Raw genomic sequence first — 24,950 nt, forward strand, 5'->3', positions numbered from 1 at the left:
TCATGGACATCGTCACCTACGAAATCATCCGCAGCAGTCTCTTCGCCGTTGCGCGCGAAATGAAAATCGCGATGATGCGCACCGCGGGCAGCCCGCTGATGCACGCAAGCGGCGATTCCTCCGCCGCGATCTTCGACGCCGACATGCAGCTCGTCGCTCAGGGCAACGACATCCCGACGATGCTCGGTTCGGCCGTCATCTCGACGCGCGTATCGGTGGAAGCCGTGGGCCGCGAGAACCTGCGCCCCGGCGATGTCATCGTCAGCAACGACGCGTATGTCGGCGGCGGCAATCACCAGCCGGACGTGCAGTTCACGCGCCCCGTGTTCGCGGACGGCAAGATCGTCGCGTTCGTGATGACGCGCGGCCACTGGACCGATATCGGCGGGCAGTCGCCCGGCAGCTATACCGTCACGACATGGGACATCTTCGCGGAAGGCATCCGCATTCCGCCGGTGCTGCTGTATCGCAACGACGAGCCGGTGAAAGACATGCTGAACCTGCTCACGAAGAACAGCCGCAACGCGCACGAGCTGCTGCTCGACATTCAGGCGCAATACGCGGGCACCTTCGTCGGCGACAGGCGCATCGGCGAACTCGTCGCGAAGTACGGCGCGGATGCGCTCGCCGAAGTGATGAGCCAGAGCCTCGATCATTCGGAAAAGCTGATCCGCGCGGAGATCGCGCGCATTCCGGACGGCGTCTACGAAGCGGAAGAGTACCTCGATCCGATCGAAGCGCCCGGCTGGAAGCAGGAGCGGCCGCTCCTCAAGGTGAAGGTGACGGTCGAAGGCGATCACATCACCTTCGATTACACCGGCACCGGTCCGCAAGTGCGCGGCGGCATCAATTGCCCGCTTTCCGTGACCTGCAACAGCACGTGGTTCACCGTGAAGGCGCTGACCGATCCGGCGATCCAGATCAACCAGGGCTGCTATCGCCCGGTGACCATCATCGCGCCCGAAGGCAGCGTGCTGAATTGCCAATACCCGGCCTCGGTCGTGTCGGGCAATACGGAGACCTCGCCGCGCGTGATCGACCTGCTGCTGAAGGCGCTCGCGCCCGCGGTGCCGGAACGCATCACCGGCCAGAGCAACTGCGCGTCGTGCGCGGGCATTTTCAGCGGACGCGACACCGACGCGGCGCGCGTCGCGCAGACGGGCCAGGCCTTCGTCACGATGCACGACGTCCACGCGGGCGGCATGGGCGCACGCGCCGAGAAGGACGGCGTGAGCGGCGTGCGCGTGTATGTCGGCAATGCGGGCAGCCAGTCGATCGAGATGATCGAAGCGACCTCGCCGCTCGTCGTCGAGGAATGGTCGCTCGTCACCGATAGCGGCGGCGCGGGGCGACGGCGGGGCGGGCTCACGTCGCGGCGCGTGTATCGCATCGAATACGACGAAGCGACCTTCACGGTATCCGGCGAACGCGGCCGCTCCGCGCCCGAAGGCCACTTCGGCGGATTGCCGGGCACGCGCTTCCAGTGCACGGTGCAGCGCGCGGACGGCAGCGAGCAGAAAGTGGCCGCGAAGGGCGGGCAGACGGTGGTGTATCGCGGCGATCGCGTGACGGTGCAGCCCGCGGGCAGCGGCGGATATGGCGATCCCGCAACGCGCGAACGCGAACGCGTGGCCGCCGATGTCGCCGATGGCTACATCAGCGCAGACGCCGCGCACCGCTTCTACGGCTACGGCGAGACCGTGGCGCACGACGAACCCGCGCTCGCGGTGACCGCCGAATGAGCACGCGCGACGACATGGCAAAGCCGTTGCCGCTCGAAGGCGTGTGCGTGGTCGAGATCGGCCACAGCCTCGCCGCGCCGTATGCTGGCATGATCCTCGGCTCGCTCGGCGCGACGGTCATCAAGATCGAAAGCGCGGACGGCGGCGACTATGCGCGCGACTGGGGTCCGCCGTTCATCGACGGCGCGGCGGCGCTCTTTCATGCGGTGAATCACGGCAAGTCGAGCATCGCGATGTCGCTGTCTAATCCCGATGAAGCCGATGCGCTTCGCGCGCTCATCCGCACCCGCGCCGATGTCGTGCTGCAGAACCTGAAGGCGGGCGGCACCGAAAAGTACGGTCTCGGCGCCGACGAAATGCTGCGCATGAAACCGTCGCTCGTGTACTGCAATCTCGGCGCGTTCGGGACGTCGGGGCCGCTGCGCGACAAGCCCGGCTACGATCCGCTCGTGCAGGCGCTGTCGGGCCTCATGAGCTTTCTCGGGCAGCCGGGCGAGCCGCCGAGCCGCATCCCCGTTTCGGTGAACGACATGGGCACCGGACTGTGGGCCGCCATCGGCGTGCTGGCCGCGCTGTTCCGGCGGCAGCACACGGGCGAGGGCGAAGTGGTCTCGGTATCGCTGTACGAGACGGCGATCAGCTGGGCTGGCATTCAGATCGCCGACTATCTCGCATCGGGCGTGCTGCCGGGACGCTGGGGCTCCGGCACGGCCGCGATCGTGCCGCATCAGGCGTTCGAATGCGCGGACGGCACGATCATGGTCGCTGCCGGCAACGACCGCCTGTTCCGCCGGCTGTGCGACGTGCTCGCGGTCCCCGCGCTCGCCGCCGATACGCGCTTCGCCACCAACGGCGCACGCGTGCAGAACCGCGTCGAGCTGATCGACCTGTTGCACGCGGAGTTCCGCAAGGCGGACAGCGCGCACTGGCTCGCCGCGCTCGACGCCGCCGGCATTCCGAGCGGCCCGCTTCAGACAATCGATCAGGTCGTCGCGCACGAACAGACGAAGGCGCTGGACCTGCTGCGCACCACCGACGATGGCGCCGCAACGGTCGTCGGCGTGCCGATTTCATTCGGCGGCGCGCGGCCCGCGCACGTCGGACGCACGCCCCGGCTCGGCGAACACAATCATCTGCTGGCCAAGACGCCACTGGAGACACCTTGAAACTGGCAAAGCAACTCGGCCACGCGCCGCTCGAAACGCTGCAACTCGAAGAAATCGATCAGCAGATTCTGGTCGTGACGCTCAACCGTCCGGCCGTATCGAATGCGATCAGCACGGCGATGGGCCACGAGATCATCCGCGTGTTCGGCGCGCTGGAGGCCGATCCGTCGCTGTATCGCTGCGTGATCCTGACGGGCGCGGGCGATCGCGCATTCTGCGGCGGCGCGGACCTGAAGCAGCGCGAAGGCATGACCGATGAAGACTTCGGCGTGCAGCACTATCTCTTCGAGCGCATGAACCGCGCGATCACTTACTGCCCGCTGCCGCTCATTTGCGCGGCGAACGGATCGGCGGTGGCGGGTGGACTGGAGCTGCTGCTCGCGTGCGACTTCGCCTACGCCGCGAAGGATGCGGTCTTCGGCTTCACCGAAGTCAAGCGCGGCATCATGCCGGGCGGCGGCGGCACGCAGCAGTTGCCACGCACCATCGGCACGCGGCGCGCGAAAGAGCTGATCTTCCGCGGCGCGCGCTTTACCGCCGATGAAGCGCTCGCGTGGGGCGTCGTCAACCGGCTGTGCGAACCCGGCCGCGTGCTCGCCGATGCGATCGAAGCCGCACGCGACATCTGCACGAGCGCGCCGCTGTCTGTCGCGCAGGCGAAGAAGGCCATCGACCTCGGCATTCAGGGCGATCTGCGCACGGGCCTCTATGTCGAGATCGAGGCGTACAACCGCCTGATTCCGACGGCGGACAGGCAGGAAGGCATCAGCGCCTACAACGAGAAGCGCCCGCCCGCGTTCAAGGGCCGCTGAGCGCCGATGTCCACGTGCAGCACGCAGCAAGCGGCATGAAGCAAGCACCGGCCGGCATCGACTGGCCGGCACGACACCCGGACTCACCGGAGGAGACAGACATGACCCCCAACCCTGGCAGTTTCGACGCGCCCGACGCGGAACAGACCTACGGCAAGATCACGCGCAGGCTGATTCCGTTCCTGTTCCTGTGCTACGTGTTCGCGTTTCTGGATCGCATCAACATCGGCATTGCGCAGCTCGACATGAAGCACGATGTCGGCTTCAGCGATCTCACCTACAGCATCGGCGCGGGCATCTTCTTCCTCGGCTACGTGCTGATGGAAGTGCCGAGCAATCTGCTGCTTGCGCGCATCGGCGTGAAGCGGACGTTTTCGCGCATCATGATTCTTTGGGGCGTGATCGCCGCGGGGACGGCCTTCGTCACGCTGCCTTCGCATCTCTACACCGTGCGCTTTTTTCTCGGGCTCGCGGAAGCGGGTCTTTATCCCGGCGTGATCTTCTATCTCACGCGCTGGTATCCGGTCGAGCGCCGCGCGAAAGTCATCGCGATCTTCACGTGTGCGACGGGTATCGCCGGTCTCTTCGGCGGGCCGCTTTCCGGCGCGCTGATGACCTATTTCAATGGCTATGCCGGGCTGCACGGCTGGCAGTGGATGTTCATCGTGCAGGGCTTGCCCGCGAGCGTGCTGGGCGTGATGGCGTACTTCTATCTGCAGGACGGCCCCGAGCAGGCGAAGTGGCTCACGCAAGCCGAGAAGAACCTCGTGCTGCGCGATATCCGCAAGACGTCGAGCGTTTCGGCGACGCACGCTGAACATACGTTCGCCCGCGCGCTTCGCGATTTCCGCGTCTACGTGATGGGCTTCGTCTGGTTCACGCAGATCGCCGGCGTCTTCGCCATCGGCTTCTGGCTGCCGACGCTCATCAAGAGCGCGGGCGTGACGAGTTCGCTTGCCATCGGCTGCTATTCAGCGATTCCGTACTTCGTGAGCTGGGTTGCGCTCGTCACGCTGAACCGCCATTCCGACCGCACGATGGAGCGCCGCTGGCACTGCGCGATCCCGATGGTGTGCGGCGCGGCGGGCCTCGTCATCGCGGCGTTCACGACCGGCAACCTCGCGCTGTCGCTTGTCGCGCTCTCCATCGCGACGGCGGGCATTCTCGCGCCGAATCCGCTGATCTGGGCGATCTCCACGGACTACATCCGCGGCAGCGGCGCGGCCGGTGGCGTTGCGATGATCAACTGCCTCGGCCTGCTCGGCGGCTTCGTGAGCCCGATGATCATCGGCTCCATCAAGACGCTCACGAACAGCATGGTCGGCGGCCTCGGTGCGATTGCGCTGCTGATGGTGCTCGGCGCGATTGCGGCGGTGCGCTTCGCGCCCACGACATCGGCGGCGGCCGCGAAGGAAGAAAGCCGTGCCGAAGGCGGCGCGACTGTCGCGGATGCGACGCTTTGAAAGGAACATCGAGATGAATGATGCAGTGATTGGCACGCCCGCTGTCCGTGTGCGCGAAGTCGGCTTGCGCGATGGCCTGCAAATGGTCGGCAAGATTCTCACGACGGAGCAGAAGCTCGACTGGTGCCGCCGCATGGTCGATGCGGGCGTGCGCGACATCGAGGTCACGTCGTTCGTGCCGCCGAAGGTCGTGCCGCAGTTCGCCGATGCAGTCGATGTGGCGCGCGGCGCGCTCGCTATCGACAGCCTGCACGCGTCGGCGCTCGTGCCGAACCTGAAGGGCGCGCAGCGTGCGTTCGATGTGGGCGTCGCGCAAGTGCATTACGTGCTGTCGGCAAGCGATGCGCACAATCTCAAGAACGTGCGCCGCAGCACGGCGGAGTCGCTGGAGGACTTCGGGCGCATCGTCGCGGAGCGGGATGATCGCGCGCCGCGCGTCGTGCTAGGAGCGGGCGTCGCGACGGCGTTCGGCTGCACTATCGCGGGCAAGGTCGAGCAGAGCGTGGTGCTCGGTCTCGTCGACAAGCTGATCGAGGCGGGCGCGGACGAGATCACCGTCGCCGATACGGTCGGCTATGCGAATCCCGGGCAAGTGCGTGCGCTGATGAGCAAGGTGTGCGCGCTGGCCGGTGCGGTGCCGGTGGCGTGTCATTTCCACGATACGCGCGGCCTGGGGCTGGCGAACGTCCTCGCCGCGCTCGATGCCGGCGTGCGCGTGTTCGATTCATCGCTTGGCGGATTGGGCGGATGTCCGTTCGCGCCGAACGCGACGGGGAACATCAATACCGAGGACACGGTGTTCCTGCTGGAAGCCGAAGGGCTGAAGACGGGTATCGACCTGGACAAGCTGCTGGCGATGCGCGAGACGCTTGCGCAATGGTTGCCGGGCGAGGCCTTTACCGGTGCGATCGCGCGGGCGGGGGTGCCGAAGACGTTTCGGGCGAGGGAGGCGGTGGTCGCGTGAAGCCGCCCGGTATCCGCTCACACTGGGCGGATACCCGGCGAGCGAAACCTTGCGTTCGCGGCACTCATGCGGGGAGACTCACCCCGCCAGCCTCTCCAGCACCTCCACCAGCAAGTCGGGCGCAAGAATCATCGCATCGTGCCCGGTATCGATCGATTCCCATCCCCAGCCGGGCAGCGCGCGAACCCGTTCCCGCACCCCCGCGAGCGTGTCATAAGAAGGATTCGCGCAATGCACGTACGTGCAGGGCAAGCCATTGCCGAGCGGATGCTTCAGATGCAACGGCGTGCGATACGTTGCGACAGGATGCGGCGTCAAGCGGCGGCGCACCCAGTCCGCGAGCGGGTGATCGTCCGGAATGGCCGTGCCCGCCAGTCCGTTGACGGGCATTGCAAGCGTCTGTCCGCTCGCTTCCACCGAGTCCATGCGCTCCTTCACGACATTGGCCGGCAGCACATCGAACGCGGCCTGTCCGTTCTCGACGAGCAGGCTATCGAGAAAGACGAGCGAGCGTATCGCCTCCGGCCTGCGGTCCCCCACCCCCGACGCCACCAGCCCGCCGAAGCTGTGACCGACGATCACTACATCACTCAGTTCTTCCGATTCGATGAGATTCTCGATGTCCGCAATCGGCACATCGAGCGACGTCGCCGCGCCCAAGAGATGACGCCGGTCGCCAAGACCCGTCAGCGACGGCGCGAACACGCGATGCCCGCGCGCCATGAGCCGGTCCGCGACGAAGCGCCAGCACCAGCCGCCATGCCATGCGCCGTGAATCAGGACAAAGGTTCTTGCCGGGCTTGCGTGCGTGGACGACATGCGTTCATGCTCCGTGAATGCGCAATGGTGAAGCATCGTACAACGCATCGGCGGATGCGTGCAGTGCGCGGTTAGACTTCGTGCATCACTCAACCATCGCCCGCACACTTCATGGATCGAATCGACGCGATGAAAGTCTTCATCGCCACCCTCGACGAAGGCAGTCTCGCGGGCGCGGGGCGGCGGCTCGGACGTTCGCCCGCCGCCGTCAGCCGCGCCATCGCCTTTCTCGAAGCGCATACCGGCACCGCGCTCCTTCATCGCACCACGCGCACCATCAAGCTGAGTGAAGCGGGCGAACGTTATGCGTCCGCATGCAGGCGCATCCTGACCGATCTCGAAGAAGCGGACCTGCTCGTCGCGCACGAACGCTCCGCGCCGCGCGGCCTGCTGACGATCACCGCGCCGGTCGCCGCCGGCGAAGCGTTGCTCGCGCCAATGCTCGACGACTTCCTCGCGCGCTTCCCCGCCGTATCCGTGCGCCTGCAATTGCTCGACCGGCCCGTGAGCCTGATCGACGAGGGCATCGATATCGCGCTGCGCATCGCGCATCTCGCGGACTCGACGCTCATCGCAATTCCCGTGGGCGAAGTGCGGCGGGTCGTGACAGCGTCGCCGGAATACCTTGACGCCCATCCGCCTATCGATACCCCCGCCGATCTTGCGCAGCATCGCATCATCTCGATGACGCATTTCGGCCTCGATTCATGGAGCTTTCCCGCATCGAGCGGCTCCGCGATTCCGCAGGTCGTGCAGCTCGCGCCGCGCATCATCGTCAACACGGTGCGGGCGGCGGTAGCGTCCGCCGTCGATGGGCAGGGCGTGACGCGGCTCTTTTCGTATCACGTCGCGAAGGAAGTACAGGACGACGCGCTGCGCATCGTGCTGCCCGACAGCGAGCACGCGCCGTTGCCCGTCCATTTGCTGACGCCTCAAGGACGGCTCGCCGTGCCGAAAGTCCGCGCGTTCGTCGATTTCGCGACGCCGCGTTTGCGCCGCCAGTTCAAGCGATTGCGGATCGGTACGCAGCGGCAATCGACCGTTTAGCGAAAGAGTCTCTTCCGTAGGCCGCCGATTCTCTCGCGAATCGCGCGAATATAAACTGCGTGCAATGGTACGGAGGGAGTATGCGATACGCAGTGTCGAATCAACCGGAGGGCGCGACGTTTCAGGTATGGCGCGGCGTGCTGGCGGGCGCGAGCGCGAGTCTCGTCGGCATCGGGCTTGCCCGCTTCGCCTATACGCCGCTGCTGCCGGCGATCATCGGCGCGCACTGGTTTCCCGCATCGACGGCGGCTTATCTCGGCGCGGCCAATCTCGGCGGCTATCTGGTCGGCGCGCTGTCGGCGGGCGCGCTCGTTCGTCACGCGCGTCCGGCAACCGTGCTGCGCGCGATGATGCTGCTCGCGACCATCGCGTTCATCGCGTGCGCGTTTCCGGTCTCGTTCGCGTGGTTCTTCGTGTGGCGGCTCGCGTCGGGGATATCCGGCGGCGCGCTGATGGTGCTTGCCGCCCCGACGATCCTCGCGCACGTCGCGCCATCGCGGCGCGGTTTCGCGGGCGGGGCGATCTTCACCGGCATCGGCTTGGGCATCGCCGCATCGGGGACCATCGTGCCGCTGTTGCTGCGAGAAGGGCTTCGACAGACGTGGCTCGGGCTTGCGGCGGTGTCGCTGCTGCTGACGGTCATCGCGTGGAACGGATGGCCTGCGCACGATGCGCCGTCATCCCAAGTCAACGAGCAACCGAAAGCGAAATCGCCGCCGACGCCCGCGTTGCGCGCCCTCTTCGCGGAGTACGGGCTGAACGCGGTCGGCCTCGTGCCGCACATGATCTTTCTCGTCGATTACGTCGCACGCGGGCTAGACAAGGGTGTCGATGCGGGCGCGCAATACTGGGTGCTGTATGGACTCGGCGCAATTGCAGGGCCGCTGTTGAGCGGGCATCTCGCGGATCGCGCGGGCTTTGGCCGTGCGTTGCGTGTCGCGCTCGTGCTTCAGCTCGTCGCGGTCGTGCTGCCTGTGATCGCCTCGGGCGCGGCGCTGCTGATGGTATCGAGTGTCGTGGTCGGCGCGTTCACGCCGGGCATCGTGCCGCTCGTGCTTGGCCGCGTGAACGAACTGCTCGCACATCATCCCGCCGCGCAAAAACGCGCCTGGCGCACGGCGACGACGAGCTTCGCCGTGATGCAGGCCGCATCCGCCTATGGCCTGTCGTTCCTGTTCTCGCATAGCGGCGGCGACTACCGCCTTCTGTTCGCGATCGGCGCGGCGGCGCTCGGCGTCGCGTTCGTGGTCGATGTCGTTGCGGTGGCGCGGTCGAAGTGAATCAGGCCAGCGCCGCGTCCTTCGTCACGATCTTGCGCGGAATGAGCTTGAGTTCATAGAACGTATCCGCGATGCGCTGCTGCTGGTCCAGCACGGATGAATCGATCGGACGATACACGTGCTCGTAATGCTCCAGTCCGGTCTTGATGATCGCGGCGTCGAGCCCTTGCATCGGCGCGAGTTGTGCGGCGGCTTGCGCCGGATTCTGCTTGACCCATTGGCCTTGCTTGCCGAGCGCATCCATCGCGATGCCGATTACGTCTTTGCGCTTCTGCGCGAATTCGCGCTGGCTCAGGAAGAACTGATGATGGCTCGCCACGCCATCTGCGTCCGCGATCAAACGCGCATTGCTCTGCGCCTGCGCCGCCGCGAGGAACGGGTCCCATATCGCCCACGCATCGATGGACCGGCGTTCGAGCGCGGCGCGCGCATCGGCGGGTGCGAGAAACACCGGTTGAACGTCGGTATAGGCGAGCCCGTGCTTGCGCAGCAACGCGACGATGAACCAGTGCACGTCCGATCCCTTGTTGAAGGCGATCTTCTTGCCCTTCAGATCGGCGACGATTTGAATCGGCGAGTCTTGCGGGACGATCACGCCTTCAGCGCGCGGCGTCGGAATTTCATAGGCGGTGTAAACGAAGTCCGCGCCCGCCGCTTGCGCGAACACGGGCGGCGCTTCGCCGACGTAGCCGAAGTCGATCGCGCCGACATTCAGCCCTTCGAGCAATTGCGGGCCAGCGGGGAATTCGGTCCACGTCACTTTTACGCCTAGCGGCGCCAGCTGCTTCTCGAGCGTGCCGTTCGCCTTGAGCAATACGAGCGTGCTCGCGGCCTTCTGATAACCGATTCTGAAGCGATCGTTCTCGAACTTGGCCCAGGACGGCGCCGCCATTCCTCCGAGCGTTCCGGCGAGCGCGGCCAGAAAGATTCGGCGGCTTTTCGATGCCGTGCGATTCATGGTGCAAAGCCTCCGGCATATGAGTGACGCGACCGCCTGCTTCAGCGAGACGGCCCGGTCCGCCATGCTAACGAGGCGCACGAGCGCCGCGAAATGATCTATTCGACTAAGCAAATCACCATCATCGCGATAGACGCGCCGCTGCCGCCTGCAAAGCACTAAAGCAGAAAACCAAAGCTGAATTCCATCGTTCGCGGCAGACACGCGCGTCCTTAAACTGGCCTACTCGTCTGCGACGGCATCGCCGTCAGACAACGCTCAACGAAGGCAAAGAGGAATAGCGCATGAATGTGTTCTGGTTCATCCCGACCCACGGTGACAGCCGCTATCTCGGCACGTCGAAAGGGGCGCGCGCCGCTGACCTCTCGTATTTTCAGCAGATTGCAACCGCCGCCGATACGCTCGGCTATGAAGGCGTGCTGCTTCCCACAGGACGTTCGTGCGAAGACGCATGGGTCGTGGCATCGAGCCTCATCGCGGCCACGAAGAGGCTGAAGTTTCTCGTCGCGATCCGCCCGGGTTTGTCGTCGCCGGGATTGTCCGCGCGCATGGCGTCCACGTTCGATCGACTGTCGGGCGGGCGACTGCTGATCAACGTCGTCACGGGCGGCGACGCAGCCGAGCTGGAAGGCGACGGCCTCTTCGCCGATCACGACACGCGCTACGAAATCACCGATGAATTCCTGCATGTCTGGCGCAATCTGCTGAGCGCATCGCATACGAACGAAGCGATCGAGTTCGAGGGCAAGCATCTGCAATCGAAGGGCGGCAAGGTGCTGTATCCGCCGGTGCAGAAGCCGCATCCGCCGCTGTGGTTCGGCGGTTCGTCGGCGGCGGCGCATGACATCGCCGCAACGCATATCGATACTTATCTCACCTGGGGCGAGCCGCCCGAAGCGGTCAGGAAGAAGCTCGACGATATACGCGCCCGCGCACAAGCGCAGGGCCGCAAGATTCGCTTCGGCATCCGCCTGCATGTGATCGTGCGGGAGACCGAAGAGGAGGCATGGGCGGCGGCCGACAGCCTGATCAGCCATCTCGACGATGAGACGGTCGCGCGTGCGCAGGCCGCCTTCGCGAAGATGGACTCGGAAGGCCAGCGCCGCATGGCGCAATTGCACGGCGGCAAGCGCGGCGGCCGCGAGACGCTCGAAATCTATCCGAACCTCTGGGCGGGCGTGGGCCTCGTGCGCGGCGGAGCCGGAACGGCATTAGTTGGCACTCCGCAACAAGTGGCGGCGCGCATGAAGGAATATGCGGACCTCGGCATCGAGACGTTCATTCTTTCCGGCTATCCGCATCTCGAAGAGTCGTACCGGTTCGCCGAACTCGTGCTCCCGCTTCTCGGCGAGCGCGGGGTGCAGGCCGAGAAGAAGTCCGGTCCGTTGTCGGGACCGTTCGGCGAAATCGTCGGCAATAGCTATCTGCCTAGCGCGAGCCAGAGCTGAACATGCAACCGCAATCTCATCGGAGGAACTAGAGCATGGCCGATGCCCTCACTCAGGCGATACCCGCCCCGGCGCAGAACAAGCGATACGGCGCTCTCATTTTCAGGCGGATCGGCGCGGCCATCGCGCCGTGGCTCGTGCCCATTGCCATCCTGCTGCTCTGGGAATACGCGACGCGTGCAGGCGTGCTTTCGACGCGCGTGCTGCCCGAGCCGCTTGCCGTCGTCAAATCGGCATTGGCGCTGATTCAATCGGGCGATATGTGGGCCAACGTCAGAGTCAGCGCATGGCGCGCGCTGCTGGGCCTGGCTATCGGCGGCGGCGTCGGGCTGGTGCTTGGACTCTGGACCGGGCTCTTTCGTCCGTTCGAAGTCGCGCTCGATTCCACCGTGCAGATGATCCGCAACATCCCCGCGCTCGCGATGATTCCGCTCGTCATTCTGTGGTTCGGCATCGAAGAGGAAGCGAAGATTTTTCTCGTCGCGCTGGGCGTGTTCTTTCCGGTGTACGTCAACACGTTCCACGGCATCCGTTCCGTCGATGCGAACCTGATCGAGATGGCGCGCAGCTATGGCGTGAAGGGCTTCGCGCTGTATCGCGATGTGATCTTTCCGGGCGCGTTGCCGTCGATTCTCGTCGGCGTGCGCTTTGCGCTCGGCCTCATGTGGGTGATGCTGATCGTTGCCGAAACCATCTCGGCGCAATCGGGCATCGGCTATATGACGATGAACGCACGCGAATTTCTGCAAACGGACGTGGTGGTCGTCGGCATCCTGCTTTATGCGGTGCTCGGCAAGCTCGCGGACGTGCTCGCGAAAGGCATCGAACGCGTGGCGCTGCGCTGGCATCCGGCGTATCAACGAGGAGAGAAGGCATGAGCGCGACTGCGGCTGTGTCGTTCAGAGTGGACGATCGCTCGACGATCGAGCGAGCGCAACCGCATGCGCGGATTGCGCACGATGTCGCGGTGGAACTGCGCGGCGTCGAGAAACGTTATGGCGATCGCACGGTGTTGTCGGCGCTGGATCTGTCGATCGAACAAGGCAGCTTCGTCACGATCGTCGGACGCAGCGGATGCGGGAAGTCGACGCTGCTGCGGCTCATCGCCGGCCTCGAAACGCCGAGCGGCGGCGCCCTGACGATGCGCGCGAGCAACGGCGAGGCGCTCGACACGCGCATCATGTTTCAGGACGCGCGACTGTTGCCGTGGAAGACCGTGCTGCAAAACGTGATGCTGGGCCTCAAGCGCGGCGCACGCGATCAGGCTCGCGCGGTGCTTGCTGAAGTCGGGCTGCTTGAACGCGAGAACGACTGGCCGTCGCAACTGTCGGGCGGACAGAGACAGCGCGTGGCGCTGGCGCGTGCGCTGGTGCATCGGCCGCAACTGCTGCTGCTCGATGAGCCGCTCGGCGCGCTGGATGCGCTCACGCGCATCGAAATGCATGCGTTGATCGAACGGCTGTGGCGCGAACATCGCTTTACGGCGCTGCTCGTGACGCATGACGTGCATGAGGCGGTCGTGCTCGGCGACCGCATTCTGTTGATCGAGGAAGGGCGTATCGCGCTGGATCAGCCGGTGCCACTGGCCCGGCCACGCAAGCAGGCATCGGCGGAAGCATCGGCACTCGAGGAGCGCGTGTTGCGCCGGATTCTGAGGCAGGGTTAAGGAAAAAAGCGGGCCTTCGTTGAAGGCCCGCAACGCATTCACGCCGCGATGGCTTTGGCCTGCTTCGCGGCGAAATCCCATACGAGCGACTCTTTCGTGTCGATAGGCGCGGGCAGCAAGCCGTTGCGATGGAACGTGTCCGCGATGGTCTGCTGCTCACCGAAGTTCTGCGCCGTCACCGCGCGCACGATATAGCTGCGGCGTGCATTCGCGCGTTCGATGGTCGAGGCATCGAGGCCCCACACCGGCGCGAGCGTATTCGCGGCATCCTGCTGATGCGCGAGCAGCCACTCGCCGGCCGTCTTCAATTGGTCGAACACGGTCTGCACGATTTGCGGATGCGCAGCGGCATACGAACGCGATGCGAGGTAGTAACGCTGATACGAAGCGAGCCCTGCGCCATCGACGAGCACGCGCGCATCGCTCGTCTTCTCCACCGAAGCAACATACGGGTCCCACGTGATCCACGCATCGACGCTGTCGCGCTCGAATGCGGCGCGTCCGTCGGCTGGCGTGAGATAGGCGGTCTTGATGTCGGCGGGTTCGAGCTTTGCGCGTGCGAGTGCAGCGAACAAAAGATAATGGCTGCCGGCGGCCTTGGTCACGGCAATGCGCTTGCCCTTCAGATCCGTGAGCGAATGGACAGCCCCGTCCTTCTTGACGATGATGGCCTGCGCGTGAGGCGACGGCGCTTCCTGCGCGACATAGACGAAGCTCGCATGCGCGGCTTGCGCGAAGATCGGCACGGTGTCGGCGACATCGGCGCTGAAATCGACGGCGTTCACGTTGAGCGCCTCGGTCAGCGGCAGGCCGCTTGCGAATTCGTTCCACGATACACGCACGTTCAGCGGCGCGAGCGCCTTTTCGAGGGAGCCGCGCGTCTTGAGCAGCGTGATGAGCGTCGATGACTTCTGATAGCCGATGCGCAGCACTTGCGGCGATGCCTGCGCGAACGCGAAGGAATGCGCGGCGCCGAGCGTGGAAGCGAGCGCGAGGCGGGTGAAGGTGCGTCGGGTCATCGGCGCCATTGCGGGTCCTTGTGTCATGAGCGAGGTCGCGGGATCGTCATCGTAGCAATGCGACGTTCCCGCGCTAACTGACGGATTCAGCTATCGATCCCGCGCACGGCGATAAGCGTGCAGACAACCCGTGGCATACGTTTAGTGCTGCGGTGCGCCGTCCCACGCGGGCAGTGTTGCACCGTGATAGACGGTCAGGATCGCCGACGCCACGTTCGCTTGCTGATAGCTCTGCACCAGCGTCTTGACCCAGGGCGCTTGCGCATCCTTCGCATTCACCGCGATGAAGTTGCGATACGGATTGCCGTTCACGCTCTCCTGCGCGATGCGTTCCTGCGGGATCTTGATGCCCGCCTTGATCGCCCAGTCGGTGTTGACGACGGCGGCGTCGAGATCGCCGATCGCACGTCCGACGATGCCCGCGTCCAGTTCCTTGATCTGAACATGTTTCGGATTGCTTGCGATGTCACGCGCCGTCGGCAGCTGGCCGACGCCTTCACGCAGCTTGATGATGCCATTCGCTTGCAGCAGCAACAGCGCGCGGCCTTCGTTGCTCGGATCGTTCGGCACGCCGATAGCGGCATTTTGCGGCAAGTCCGCTACCGATTTCACCTTGCGCGAATAGAGACCGATTGGCTGCACATAGGTGAAGCCGACCGGCACGATGTCGTAATGGCGCGCGTTGATCTGCGCATCGAGATAGGGCTTGTGCTGAAAAGAGTTGGCATCGAGGTCATGTTGGGCGAGGGCCTCGTTGGGCTGGGTGTAGTCGGAGAACGTCGTCACCTTCACCTTGATGCCCTGCTTCGCGGCATTTGCAGCGACTGCGCGCCACACGTCTTCGTCTTCGCCCGACATGATGCCTACGCGGATTGTCTTGTCCGCGGCGAGCGCCGGTTGTGCGCTTGCGATGCCCAATGCAATCAATGCGGAAAACAGGGCGGTTTTGATGGGCGCTTTTAGCTTCATGGTTTGCGGTTTCCGCGACTTGGTATGGAAGTCGTGATGCTAATTAGCGCGGGCGCAAGGGGCAAATAATATCGGGCGATATGGTTATACGTGCGGCTGTTGGTTTCGCGCCGGTCGATTGGCGCGGCCTCGGTGACTTCAAACCACGAAGAATCCACACGTTCCATCATGCTCCAGTTGCGCGACCAGCCCGTACTCCCATTCGAGATACGCCTGCATCGCTTCCCGCGCGTTATCCACGCCCTCATACGGACGCCGATACCTGTCGATACGCGGCGACACCATCCCGCTCTCGCCGCCTTCAGTCGGCAATCCCGCGCGCACCCACGCCGAAGTTCCGCCCTCCAGCACATGCACTGGCTTGCCGGTCAACGCAGCAACATCGGCGGCGGCATAAGGTGCGAGCGCATTCGTGCCGCATGTCACCACGTAACGCTTCGCATCGGGCAAATCATCGTATTCCGGGGTAAGACGCGATCGCAAAACCCAACGCGCACCGATGATATGCGCCTTCACAAAACTCGCGCCCGGCGCGACATCGAGCAACACGGCGCCACTGTCCGCATCAGCAAGCAGCGCCGACAGTTCGGCGGGCGCAAGCGAAGGAACGCTCGGCGGCTGAGGCCGATCATGCCGCCACGGTCCCGCCTCGTTTAGTGATCCTGACGATACGTCGTCGACCACATACGTTTCGATGTTCATCTGCGCAAGCCACGACGCCGTCATGTTCGCACGCACGCCGTCGTCGTCCAGAAGCACGACGCGTGCGCCACGCACCGGCGCGAACATCTCCGTTTCCTGCACGAGCTGGCCGCCCGGCGCGTTCTGGAATCCCGGCGCATGCCCCGCCTCATACTCTTCCGGCGTACGCACATCGAACCGAAAGACCGTACGCGCCGTATCCTCGGCCCATCGTGAAGCCTCTTCGAGCGACGTGCGCCGCACGCCCGCACGATCGGCAAGCGCGTGCGCCGCCTTCCGCGATGCGTCGAGCGACGACGCATCGCGCCCCGCATCGGCATGGAAACGCCGTTCGCTGCCGTGTTCCAGCGCCTGCCCCGCAAGCGTCCAGCCGATCGTGCCGTTGCGCAGCGCGGCCACGGGGTTCGGCAAGCCCGCATTGACGAGCGATTGCGCACCGATGATGCTGCGCGTGCGCCCCGCGCAATTGGCCACGATGCGCGTCGCCGCATCCGGCGCGAGTGCCCGCGCACGCAGCACCAGTTCCGCACCCGGCACGCTGATGCTGCCCGGAATGTTCATCGTGCGATATTCGTCGAAGCGGCGCGCATCGAGCACCACGACGTCATCGCCATTTTTCTGCAACTCGTGCAGCGTCGGAGCGGACAGCATCGGTGTATGACGCCGCGCTTCGACGAATTCCCCGAACGCCTTGCTCGGCACATTCACGTCGCGAAACACCTCGCCGCCTGCACGAATCCAGCCGGCGAGGCCGTCTTCCAGCAGCGCGACGTGCGTATAGCCCAGCTCCGCGAACTTCTGCGCGGCGCGCAATGCTAGCCCTTCGCCGTCATCGAGCAATACGATAGGGACAGTGCGGCGAGGCAGGCGCGTGTATGCATCGAGTTCGATGCGCGCCAGCGGAAAATTTGCCGCGAACAGCGGATGAGATTGCGCGTGCGGGTCTTCCTCGCGCACGTCGAGCAGCGCGATCTCGCGCTTCTCATGGAGCGCGTCGCGCACGTCCTGATACGTCCACACCGCGAATTGAGCTTGGCTCATGCGTGTCAACTCTGCGCGACAGCCACGCGATGCTCGACCGCGTGATATGCATCCGACGATGCATGCGCGCCGAACGCCAGCGCGAACGTCGACGCTTGCCGCCCGACGGTGCGAAGCTGCTCGACCACTTTCGGGTCCGAGCACGTATCGGCGGTTTCGAAGCGCGTTTCGAGCGTATTGACGGCGGCGCCGAACGGCGTCGGCCAGCCGCGCAGCGCGTGCACGATCGAGCGCAGCGACGTGAGCACCGTGCCCGCGGCCTGCCATCCGTAAGCCGTCACGATGCTGCCGACCGCGCGGCCATCGAGATACGGGCGATCATCGAGCCGCAGTTCTTCGAGGGTATCGAGCGCGTTCTTGACCAGGCCCGAGATGCCGCCGTGATAGCCGGGCGTCGCGATGATCAACGCATCGGCGGCGCGCACCGCTTCGATCAGTTCGTGTTGTTCATCGGTCAGTTCGCGTGTTTCGGGCGCGTAGTGCGGCAGGCTGTGCAGGAACGCGCCGCCGAACAATTGCACGCGCGCGCCGGTTTCCTGCGCGCCTTTCAATGCGAAAGCCAGCGCGCGTTCAGTCGATGACGCCGGGCGCGTGGTGCCGCCAATGCCGACGACGAGCGGCCTGCGCGGTGATTGAATCTGGGTCAAGATCAGGCTCCCTTGGGATGATATCGGCAATGTTGCAAGCCCCGAGCCAGCCATCATAACGAGCGCGCAGGCGCACCGGAACGCATGAATTCCGCTAAGGATATACATGGGTGTGGCAGCGTACGCTCGGGCGCGCGGCGATAGCGCCAATCGTGAATTGCATATCGCAAACCATTCGTTCGATGCCTGTTCTGCGGACGTATTTGCGCGCGGTATGCTCGAACCCGCCATTTACATCCATCACGAGAGGCTTATGACACACCGTCCCGCACCGACCGATATTGCCATTCATCCGCTGATCGCCGGACGATGGAGCCCGCGCGCCTACGCCGATCGTCCCGTCGCGCACGCGCAGGTCGTCGCGTTGCTGGAGGCGGCGCGCTGGGCCCCGTCCGCGTATAACGTGCAGCCGTGGCGCTTTCTCGTGTTCGAGAAATCGCAGGATCGAGAGGCGTTCGATCGCGCGTATGCTCTGCTCGTGCCGTTCAATCAGAAGTGGAACGAGCACGCGCAAGTGTTGATCGCCGTCCTCGCCGATACCCTCACCGCCAAAGGCACGGTCAATCCGGGCGCGAGCTACGACGCCGGCGCCGCAGCGATGGCGCTGCTGCTTCAGGCCCACGCGCAAGACCTCGCCGCGCACGCGATGGGCGGTTTCGACGCCAACGGCCTCACCGAGACTTTCGCGATTCCCGAGCGTTACGCCGCATTGAGCATGATTTCGGTGGCGCATCACGGCGACGCGCAGGCATTGCCCGCCGAACTGGCCGAACGCGAACTTGCGCCTCGTGCGCGATTGCCGCTCGGCGAGATTGCACGGTTCGGCGCGTGGGGCGATCCCGCATAACGAGGCGATTCAAGATTTCCGGCGTCAGACCGTTATCCCGTTGTCGGCAGGCCGCAAAGGACGGAAGCGCATAAGCACGTTGAGGACGCGGCAGCCACGATCTCCCATCAGACAACGAAGACGCCTCATGAAACTGCTTTTCAGATCGATGCTGCTCGCGCTGCCCGCCGTGCTCGCCGCTTGCGGCGGCGGCGGTGACGACAAAACCTGTGTCTCCGATCTCAGCAACCTGCAAAAGACCTGCGTCTCGCACACAGTTCCCGAGGGCATCTGGTACGGCGCGGCAAACAACGATCTGTCCGTGGCGGCGCAGACCATCGTGCTCGAAACGGGGCAGTACTTCACCGTGTTCACGCGGCAAGGCTCGTTCTCCTGGATGATCGAAGGCACGATGACAGCGTCGAACGGCGCCTTCTCCGATCAGGCGACGGTCGGCGCGATATCGAACGTGATACGCGCCGGCTCGCTGTCGGGCAACTTCTCGACTAAGAGCACGCTCGCAGCGTCCACGAGCCTTTACGTGTTGCCCGATACGTCCGCTACCGCCTTCAACGGCAACTACAGCACGGCCTACGATACGCCGCTCGCGATCAGCGACGTGGCCCGCACGTGGACCAGCGCATCGGGCGTATCGCCGGTAGCGACGATCACCGTCGCCGCCGACGGCACCGCCAATGGCACAGCCGCCGACGCGCGCGGCACATGCGCGTTCGCTGGCAGCTTCAAGCCGCGCGCAACGGGCAAGCATCTGCTCGACGGCACGCTCAAGTTCTCGGGCCCGGCGTGTTATCTCGACAACGTATCGGTCGCCGTGGAAGCGACGGTCGTCAATGGCTTGCTCACTGTCGTCGGCGTCACGCCGCAACGCGATGCCGCGTTCTATCTTTCCGCGCAGTAAGCAACGCCCGCTTTTCGCGTGACTGCATATCCGTAGCATCCTTTCTTCGTTGGGAAGCAAGGATGCCGCTTGTACAGTGAATCCTCTTGGCGCATATCGCCTGGACGGGCACTGTATGACGTTATCTCGCTGGCTCAAGCGTTTCCTTTCGCTGACTGCGCTCGTTGCGGCATTCGTTTGGCCCATGAGCCATGCGCAGGCCGAAGGCGCCGTGAAGATCGTCGATCAATACGGCATCGGTTCTTTGCTGCTGAAAGTGGCGAAGGATCAGAAGTTGATCGAGAAGCAGGGCGCACGCGCGGGCCTTGCCATCGACGTGCAATGGACCACGCTCTCGGGCGGCGCTGCCGTGAACGAAGCGCTGCTGTCCGGCGCGGCGGATATCGCGACGCTCGGCATCGGTCCGCTCATGACCATCTGGGATCGCACGCGCGGGCATCAGGACTTTCGCGCACTATCGGCGCAAAGCGCGGTGCCGGTGTATCTCGTATCGAACGATCCGCGCATCCGCAGCATCAAGGATATCGGTGAGAAAGACCGCATTGCCGTGGTGTCGGTCGCGGTATCGCAGCAAGGCCGCCTCTTGCAGATGGCGGCGGCGCAGGCGTTCGGCGATGTCCACTACGCGCGGCTCGATCGCTTCGAAGTGAACATGCCGCATGCGGACGCTACCACCGCGATGCTCTCGGGAAACTCCGTCATCGACCTGCATTTCTCGAACGCGCCGTATCAGTATCAGGAACTCGACGATCCGAAGATCCACAAGGTGCTGAGTTCCACCGACATACTCGGCGGACTCGCGACGAGCAGTGTCGCCGTCACATCGGACAAGTGGCGTCGCGACAATCCCAAAACCTATGCCGCCGTGCGCGAGGCGCTCGCCGACGCAGCGAAGCTCATCGAAGCCGACAAGACGCAAGCGGCGGCCATCTACATTCGTCAGGACGGCTCGAAGCTCTCGCCCGCATTCGTCGAACGCATTCTCAACGACAAGGAAGTCAGCTTCGCCACGACGCCGAATAATACGCTGCCGCTGGGCGCATTTCTCTACAAGGTCGGCGTGATCCGGCACGAACCGAAGTCGTGGCGGGATTACTTCTTCGCCGACGATCCCGCCGCGCAGGGCAGTTGATGCCGGGCGCCTTTCCATCATTCGAAAGGAGACACATTCGTGAATGCAGCCGTTATCGTCAATGAGCATGAAGCCGGTGTGAAAGTCAGTCCCCTTTCCGCGCACATCGGTGCGGAAATCAGCGGGGTCGATCTCAGGAAGGCCTTGTCGCGCGCGCAGGTCGAGGCGATACGCGCCGCGCTATTGAAGTGGCGTGTCGTATTCTTTCGCGAGCAGTTCCTGAGCCACGAACAGCATGTCGCGTTCTCTGTACAGTTCGGAGAGCTGACCATCGGGCATCCGGTGTTCGGTCATGTCGAAGGACATCCGGAGATTTACTCCATCTCCAAGTTTCGCAAGGCGACGCGATTCGAAGGGCAGGCGTTGCTGCGTCCCTGGACCGGATGGCATACGGATGTGACGGCGGCCGTCAATCCGCCGTTTGCGTCGATACTGCGCGGCGTGACCATTCCGCCCTATGGCGGCGATACGCAGTGGACCAATCTCGTCGTTGCCTATGAAAGGCTGTCGGCCCCGTTGCGCGCATTCGTCGATGGCTTGCGTGGCCTGCATCGCTTTGCGCCGCCGCAAGGCGCGAGCGGCACCGAAGCGTTCTCGAAGGCCGTCGACGATCGCACGCTGGTGAGCGAGCATCCGCTCGTGCGCGTGCATCCCGAGACGGGCGAGCGGGCGCTGTATGTGAGTCCGAGTTTCCTGAAGCAGATCGTCGGGCTCTCGCCGCGTGAAAGCCAGGTCTTGCTCGAACTCTTGTGGGAGCACGTGACGCGACCGGAGTTCACGGTGCGCTTCAAGTGGGATGCGGGCAGCATCGCGTTCTGGGACAACCGCGCGACCGCGCATCTCGCGCCGTCCGATATCTTCGATCTCGACTTCGATCGCCAGCTTTATCGCACGACGCTCGTCGGTGATGTGCCGGTCGGGCCGGATGGCAAGGCGTCCGTCGCGATAGAAGGATCGCCGGTCGGCGCCGCCGCTGCGGTGGCGACGAACTAGACGCGTTGCTCTTGCGCCTGTGTTCATCGCCTGACATCAGGCCAGCGCGATGACCGCGATCTCGACGAGCAACTCAGGCGCCGCGAGTTTGGCCTGCACGGTCGCGCGGGTCGGCGCGTGGCCTTGCGGCACCCATGCTTCCCACACTTCGTTCATGCCGGCGAAGTCGCGGTCGATATCCGCGAGCCACACTTGCGCGGAAACGAGGCGCGTCTTGTCGATGCCGGCTTTCTCCAGAAACGCGTCGATCTTGTCCAGCACTTTTGCGGTTTGAAGTTTCACATCGGGCGTGTGATCGGCGGAAGTCTGGCCGCCGATGAACACGAGGCCCGCCGCCTTGACGACACGGCTCATGCGCTGGTTCGTTTCGATACGTTGGATGTCGGTCATGCATGCTCTCCGTTAAAGAGTAGTTGAGTTAGTGAGTCGCCAGATGACGCGCACTTGCCGCCGATGCGGTTTCGTGCCGATCGAAGCGATCGACCGCGAAGGCATCGAGCGAAATGGATGGCGTGCCGTCGAGCATCAGTTCGGAAACGAGTTGTCCGCAGCCCGGTCCCAATTGGAAGCCGCTGCCGCAGTAGCCAAACGAGTAATAGAGATTCGATGCCTTGCGGCTCGCGGATATCACCGGAAGTTCGTCTTCCGTGAACGCCTCGACGCCGGCCCATGCGCGGTTCACGCCGAGATGACGCAGATGCGGGAACAAGTCCGTGACCGTCTGCGCGCTGCGCACGAGGCGCATGAAATCCACTTCGCCATGCCGGTTCGCCAGTTCCGCAATCCCGATCAGCTTGCCGCCGATCACCACCGTCCCGTTGTCGAACTGCTTGAACGATAGCGGCCTGCCCGTTGCGCCGAGCGTCGCGCGGCAGAACGGCGCCACGCGATGCGTGACCATCAGCATCAGCCCTTCCGGATGCACCGGCACCGGTTCGCCGACTTGCTTCGCCAGCTCGCCCGACCACGCGCCCGCCGTGACGAGCAGCTTCTCCGCGCTGAAGGCGTCCTGCGGCGTGTGAGCGAACCAGCGCGTGCCCCGTTGTTCGATGCGGCGCACCGGCGTGCCTTCGAGAAAGCGCACGCCGAGCCGTTGCGCCGCGAGCCGGAACGCCGTCGTCGTGCGAAAGGGCAGCGCATAGCCGTCGCGCTCGACCCATATGCCGCCCGTCACGTGCCGCGCAAGCGCCGGTTCGAGTTCCAGCACGTTCTCGCGGTCGATCACCTTTTCATGCGTGAAACCGTGCGATTCCAGTAGCGCGACACGCTTGCGGCAGTCTTCGAGTTCATCGTCGGTTTCGGCGATCTTCAGTTGTCCGGATGGAACGAATCCACCGTCCTCGCCGATGCGTTCCGTCATGTCATGCCATATCTCACGCGACATCAGCGCAAGCGGTATTTCCGGCAGCGGACGCCCGAGCGTGCGTACGCCGCCTGCATTCACGCCTGACGAATGCCGCGCGACGTAGTCCGCTTCGAGCACGATGACCTTCGCGCCGCGCCGCGCCATATGGAACGCGCTGCTCGTGCCGTGCAGCCCGCCGCCGATCACGAGCACATCCGCTTCCTGTACCGCGCGTGCGTCATTCACCGGCGAGTTCTCCGAGCGTGAGCGGCTTGATCGGCGGACGAATGCGGTAATAGCCGACATCGGCGGGAGAGACGCGCCGCGCATCCGCGATGACTTCCGTCACCGTGAGACCGCACATGCGGCCCTGGCACGGCCCCATCCCGCAGCGCCCGAACGATTTCGCCTGATTGGGCCCGACGCACCCCAGTTCGACGAACTTGCGCAACTCGCCAGCGGTGACTTCCTCGCAGCGGCACACGATGGTTTCGTTGCGCGGAATGCGGTTGATGTCGCGCGGACGATACAGGCTGTCGAGAAACGGCCGGATGCGCAGCACGCCCGCCAGCGCACGCCGGATCGCGATGGCTTCCGCATCGCGCTTCGCGTGGCCGACCGCGCCGAGTTGCGCGGCCACGGCCAGGCCCGCAAGCGTGCCTTGCAAGGCGGCCGCGTGCGCGCCGCCGATACCCGCGCCATCGCCCGCGACGAAGATGCCGGGCACGTCCAGCTCGCCCCATTCATCGACCTTGGGCGTGAAGCACAACTGGGCATCGTCCCATCGGTGCGATGCGCGCAATGCCTGCGTGAACTGCGTATTCGGCACGACGCCCTGATGCAGCAGGATCACATCGGCTTCGATGCGATGCGCGGCACCCTGCGTCGTGAAGCTCAGTGCGGCGGCGCGCTCCACGTTGTCCGTGCCGATGCGCGCTTCCACGCGCAAATCGTCGGCGGCCTCGAAGATCGGCACGCCGGCTTCGCGCAAGGTGCGGATCAGTTGCAGCCCTTTCGACAGGAACGGCCACGCACGCAGCGCCGACAGCATGTGACGCTTCGCGCGCCAGCGATCCTCATGGCGCGTCGTATCGACGAGTGCGCGGATCGGCACGCCGGCACGCACGTATTGCCAGCCGAGCAGATAGAGCAGCGGCCCGCAGCCCGCGAGCACGGGCGGCGCGGCGGGCACTTCGCCCGCGCTTTTCAGGAGGATTTGCGCCGCGCCCGCCGTCAGCACGCCGGGCAGCGTCCAGCCGGGAATCGGGAACGGACGTTCCAGCGCGCCGCTCGCGAGAATCACGCGCTGCGCGTCGAAGCTGCCGATCTTGCCGTCCTTCAGATAGTTGACGCCGCGATCGCGCGTGACTTGCCACACGGTCGCGTTGGTCACGTGGCGCGCGCCGGAAGCCGCGAAGGCCTGCGCGATGGATGCGCCCGCCGCGTAGTCGGGGCCGAGTATCTGCTTGCGCTGCGCGTCGGCCTTCACGATGCCGCGATAAATCTGCCCGCCGACGGCGTCCTGTTCATCGAGCAACACGGTTCTCAGACCTGCGCGCGCCGCGACGGTCGCCGCGCTCATGCCAGCGGGGCCCGCGCCGATCACGACGACATCGACGGCTTCGGATGCGAAATCAGCGGCCATGCGCGTTCTCCAGTGGGGCATCGGTCAGATCCATCGGCGGGAGATCGCGTGCGCCTTCCTGCGAGCGAATCCGCATGCCGGCCTTCACTTCCACCATGCAGCTCTGGCGGCTCGGCACGCCGTCGATCTCGACGAGGCATTCGAAGCACGCGCCCATCATGCAGTACGGCGCACGCGGTGCGCCCGAGACCGGCGTCGCACGAAACCGCGACACGCCCCCCGCCAGCAACGCGGCCGCCACCGAGCGCCCGCCCGGCACGGACAAACGCTGATCGTTGAACCAGATGTCGATAGGCGCGCCTTCGGCGTTCAGCGGCTTGAACAACGTCATATGTGAAGTCATGTCG

24 protein-coding genes are annotated in these 24,950 nt (G+C 64.8%); 14 read left to right on the forward strand and 10 right to left on the reverse strand.

The genetic code is table 11. From position 1 onward, the window contains the following. Positions 1-2 precede the first annotated feature (2 nt). The 5 genes from AB6804_RS06500 to AB6804_RS06520 all read left to right on the forward strand — a co-directional run bounded on the left by AB6804_RS06500 (position 3) and on the right by AB6804_RS06520 (position 6,147). Complete coding sequence (locus tag AB6804_RS06500) at positions 3-1,742, forward strand: hydantoinase B/oxoprolinase family protein (RefSeq protein ID WP_370885755.1); 1,740 nt, start codon at positions 3-5, stop codon at positions 1,740-1,742. After that, positions 1,739-2,908: a CaiB/BaiF CoA transferase family protein gene (locus AB6804_RS06505; RefSeq protein WP_370885756.1), complete on the forward strand. Its 1,170-nt coding sequence runs from the start codon at positions 1,739-1,741 to the stop codon at positions 2,906-2,908. The genes AB6804_RS06500 and AB6804_RS06505 overlap by 4 nt, the downstream gene beginning before the upstream one ends. Further along, entirely contained in the window at positions 2,905-3,720 is an 816-nt protein-coding gene (locus AB6804_RS06510; RefSeq protein WP_370885757.1) for an enoyl-CoA hydratase-related protein, read from the forward strand. The genes AB6804_RS06505 and AB6804_RS06510 overlap by 4 nt, the downstream gene beginning before the upstream one ends. A gap of 101 nt (positions 3,721-3,821) precedes the next feature. Next, the gene (locus AB6804_RS06515) at positions 3,822-5,183 is read left to right on the forward strand and encodes an MFS transporter (protein ID WP_370885758.1); all 1,362 of its coding nucleotides are present in this window, start codon (positions 3,822-3,824) and stop codon (positions 5,181-5,183) included. A gap of 13 nt (positions 5,184-5,196) precedes the next feature. Continuing rightward, positions 5,197-6,147, forward strand: coding sequence for a hydroxymethylglutaryl-CoA lyase (locus tag AB6804_RS06520; RefSeq protein ID WP_370885759.1), 951 nt, complete (start codon positions 5,197-5,199; stop codon positions 6,145-6,147). A 78-nt stretch (positions 6,148-6,225) separates the two neighbouring features. On the opposite strand, the gene AB6804_RS06525 is transcribed toward AB6804_RS06520, so the two are convergent. Next, positions 6,226-6,966 carry an alpha/beta fold hydrolase gene (locus AB6804_RS06525; RefSeq protein WP_370885760.1) on the reverse strand — a complete coding sequence of 247 codons (741 nt, stop codon included), beginning with the start codon at positions 6,964-6,966 and terminating at the stop codon, positions 6,226-6,228. 111 nt (positions 6,967-7,077) lie between these two features. On the opposite strand from AB6804_RS06525, the gene AB6804_RS06530 reads away from it, so the two are divergent. Continuing rightward, on the forward strand, positions 7,078-8,013 hold the full coding sequence (locus tag AB6804_RS06530; protein ID WP_370885761.1) for a LysR family transcriptional regulator: 936 nt from the start codon (positions 7,078-7,080) through the stop codon (positions 8,011-8,013). Positions 8,014-8,093: 80 nt separating this feature from the next. Next, positions 8,094-9,293 (forward strand): YbfB/YjiJ family MFS transporter, encoded by a 1,200-nt coding sequence (locus AB6804_RS06535; RefSeq protein WP_370885762.1) that lies wholly within the window; start codon positions 8,094-8,096, stop codon positions 9,291-9,293. A gap of 1 nt (position 9,294) precedes the next feature. Here AB6804_RS06535 and AB6804_RS06540 read toward each other — a convergent pair whose 3' ends face one another. Then, entirely contained in the window at positions 9,295-10,251 is a 957-nt protein-coding gene (locus AB6804_RS06540) for a sulfonate ABC transporter substrate-binding protein (RefSeq protein ID WP_370885763.1), read from the reverse strand. Between the two features lie 284 nt (positions 10,252-10,535). Between AB6804_RS06540 and ssuD the strand changes: the two genes are divergently transcribed. From ssuD to AB6804_RS06555, 3 genes are read left to right on the forward strand one after another with little or no spacing between them, the layout of a single operon-like run. Further along, positions 10,536-11,699: an FMNH2-dependent alkanesulfonate monooxygenase gene (gene ssuD / locus AB6804_RS06545; protein ID WP_370885764.1), complete on the forward strand. Its 1,164-nt coding sequence runs from the start codon at positions 10,536-10,538 to the stop codon at positions 11,697-11,699. A gap of 35 nt (positions 11,700-11,734) precedes the next feature. Then, positions 11,735-12,577 carry an aliphatic sulfonate ABC transporter permease SsuC gene (gene ssuC / locus AB6804_RS06550; protein WP_370885765.1) on the forward strand — a complete coding sequence of 281 codons (843 nt, stop codon included), beginning with the start codon at positions 11,735-11,737 and terminating at the stop codon, positions 12,575-12,577. Continuing rightward, entirely contained in the window at positions 12,574-13,365 is a 792-nt protein-coding gene (locus AB6804_RS06555; protein ID WP_370885766.1) for an ATP-binding cassette domain-containing protein, read from the forward strand. The genes ssuC and AB6804_RS06555 overlap by 4 nt, the downstream gene beginning before the upstream one ends. Before the next feature lie 38 nt (positions 13,366-13,403). Here the strand turns inward: AB6804_RS06555 and AB6804_RS06560 are convergent, their stop codons facing one another. The 4 genes from AB6804_RS06560 to AB6804_RS06575 form a co-directional block, all read right to left on the reverse strand. Then, positions 13,404-14,393: an aliphatic sulfonate ABC transporter substrate-binding protein gene (locus tag AB6804_RS06560; RefSeq protein ID WP_370885767.1), complete on the reverse strand. Its 990-nt coding sequence runs from the start codon at positions 14,391-14,393 to the stop codon at positions 13,404-13,406. Positions 14,394-14,525: 132 nt separating this feature from the next. Next, positions 14,526-15,353 carry a MetQ/NlpA family lipoprotein gene (locus AB6804_RS06565; RefSeq protein ID WP_244797239.1) on the reverse strand — a complete coding sequence of 276 codons (828 nt, stop codon included), beginning with the start codon at positions 15,351-15,353 and terminating at the stop codon, positions 14,526-14,528. Positions 15,354-15,491: 138 nt separating this feature from the next. After that, positions 15,492-17,096 carry a rhodanese-like domain-containing protein gene (locus AB6804_RS06570; protein WP_370885768.1) on the reverse strand — a complete coding sequence of 535 codons (1,605 nt, stop codon included), beginning with the start codon at positions 17,094-17,096 and terminating at the stop codon, positions 15,492-15,494. 5 nt (positions 17,097-17,101) lie between these two features. Next, the gene (locus tag AB6804_RS06575; protein WP_035962502.1) at positions 17,102-17,743 is read right to left on the reverse strand and encodes an NADPH-dependent FMN reductase; all 642 of its coding nucleotides are present in this window, start codon (positions 17,741-17,743) and stop codon (positions 17,102-17,104) included. A 253-nt stretch (positions 17,744-17,996) separates the two neighbouring features. On the opposite strand from AB6804_RS06575, the gene AB6804_RS06580 reads away from it, so the two are divergent. The 4 genes from AB6804_RS06580 (at position 17,997) to AB6804_RS06595 (ending at position 21,613) form a co-directional block, all read left to right on the forward strand. Continuing rightward, entirely contained in the window at positions 17,997-18,590 is a 594-nt protein-coding gene (locus AB6804_RS06580) for a nitroreductase family protein (RefSeq protein WP_370885769.1), read from the forward strand. Between the two features lie 127 nt (positions 18,591-18,717). Continuing rightward, positions 18,718-19,488, forward strand: coding sequence for a hypothetical protein (locus AB6804_RS06585; protein WP_370885770.1), 771 nt, complete (start codon positions 18,718-18,720; stop codon positions 19,486-19,488). Positions 19,489-19,603: 115 nt separating this feature from the next. Next, positions 19,604-20,620, forward strand: a complete 1,017-nt coding sequence (locus AB6804_RS06590) for an ABC transporter substrate-binding protein (protein WP_370885771.1) — start codon at positions 19,604-19,606, stop codon at positions 20,618-20,620. Positions 20,621-20,659: 39 nt separating this feature from the next. Continuing rightward, entirely contained in the window at positions 20,660-21,613 is a 954-nt protein-coding gene (locus AB6804_RS06595; protein WP_370885772.1) for a TauD/TfdA dioxygenase family protein, read from the forward strand. 36 nt (positions 21,614-21,649) lie between these two features. On the opposite strand, the gene AB6804_RS06600 is transcribed toward AB6804_RS06595, so the two are convergent. From AB6804_RS06600 to AB6804_RS06615, 4 genes are read right to left on the reverse strand one after another with little or no spacing between them, the layout of a single operon-like run. Then, entirely contained in the window at positions 21,650-22,003 is a 354-nt protein-coding gene (locus AB6804_RS06600; protein WP_035962505.1) for a RidA family protein, read from the reverse strand. A gap of 28 nt (positions 22,004-22,031) precedes the next feature. Next, complete coding sequence (locus tag AB6804_RS06605; RefSeq protein ID WP_370885773.1) at positions 22,032-23,204, reverse strand: NAD(P)/FAD-dependent oxidoreductase; 1,173 nt, start codon at positions 23,202-23,204, stop codon at positions 22,032-22,034. After that, positions 23,197-24,603, reverse strand: coding sequence for an FAD-dependent oxidoreductase (locus tag AB6804_RS06610; protein ID WP_370885774.1), 1,407 nt, complete (start codon positions 24,601-24,603; stop codon positions 23,197-23,199). The genes AB6804_RS06605 and AB6804_RS06610 overlap by 8 nt, the downstream gene beginning before the upstream one ends. Continuing rightward, complete coding sequence (locus AB6804_RS06615) at positions 24,593-24,946, reverse strand: (2Fe-2S)-binding protein (protein WP_370885775.1); 354 nt, start codon at positions 24,944-24,946, stop codon at positions 24,593-24,595. The genes AB6804_RS06610 and AB6804_RS06615 overlap by 11 nt, the downstream gene beginning before the upstream one ends. Positions 24,947-24,950: the final 4 nt, after the last annotated feature.

Source organism: Caballeronia sp. RCC_10 (assembly GCF_041360715.1).
In the GTDB taxonomy this organism is placed as follows: Bacteria; Pseudomonadota; Gammaproteobacteria; order Burkholderiales; family Burkholderiaceae; genus Caballeronia; species Caballeronia grimmiae.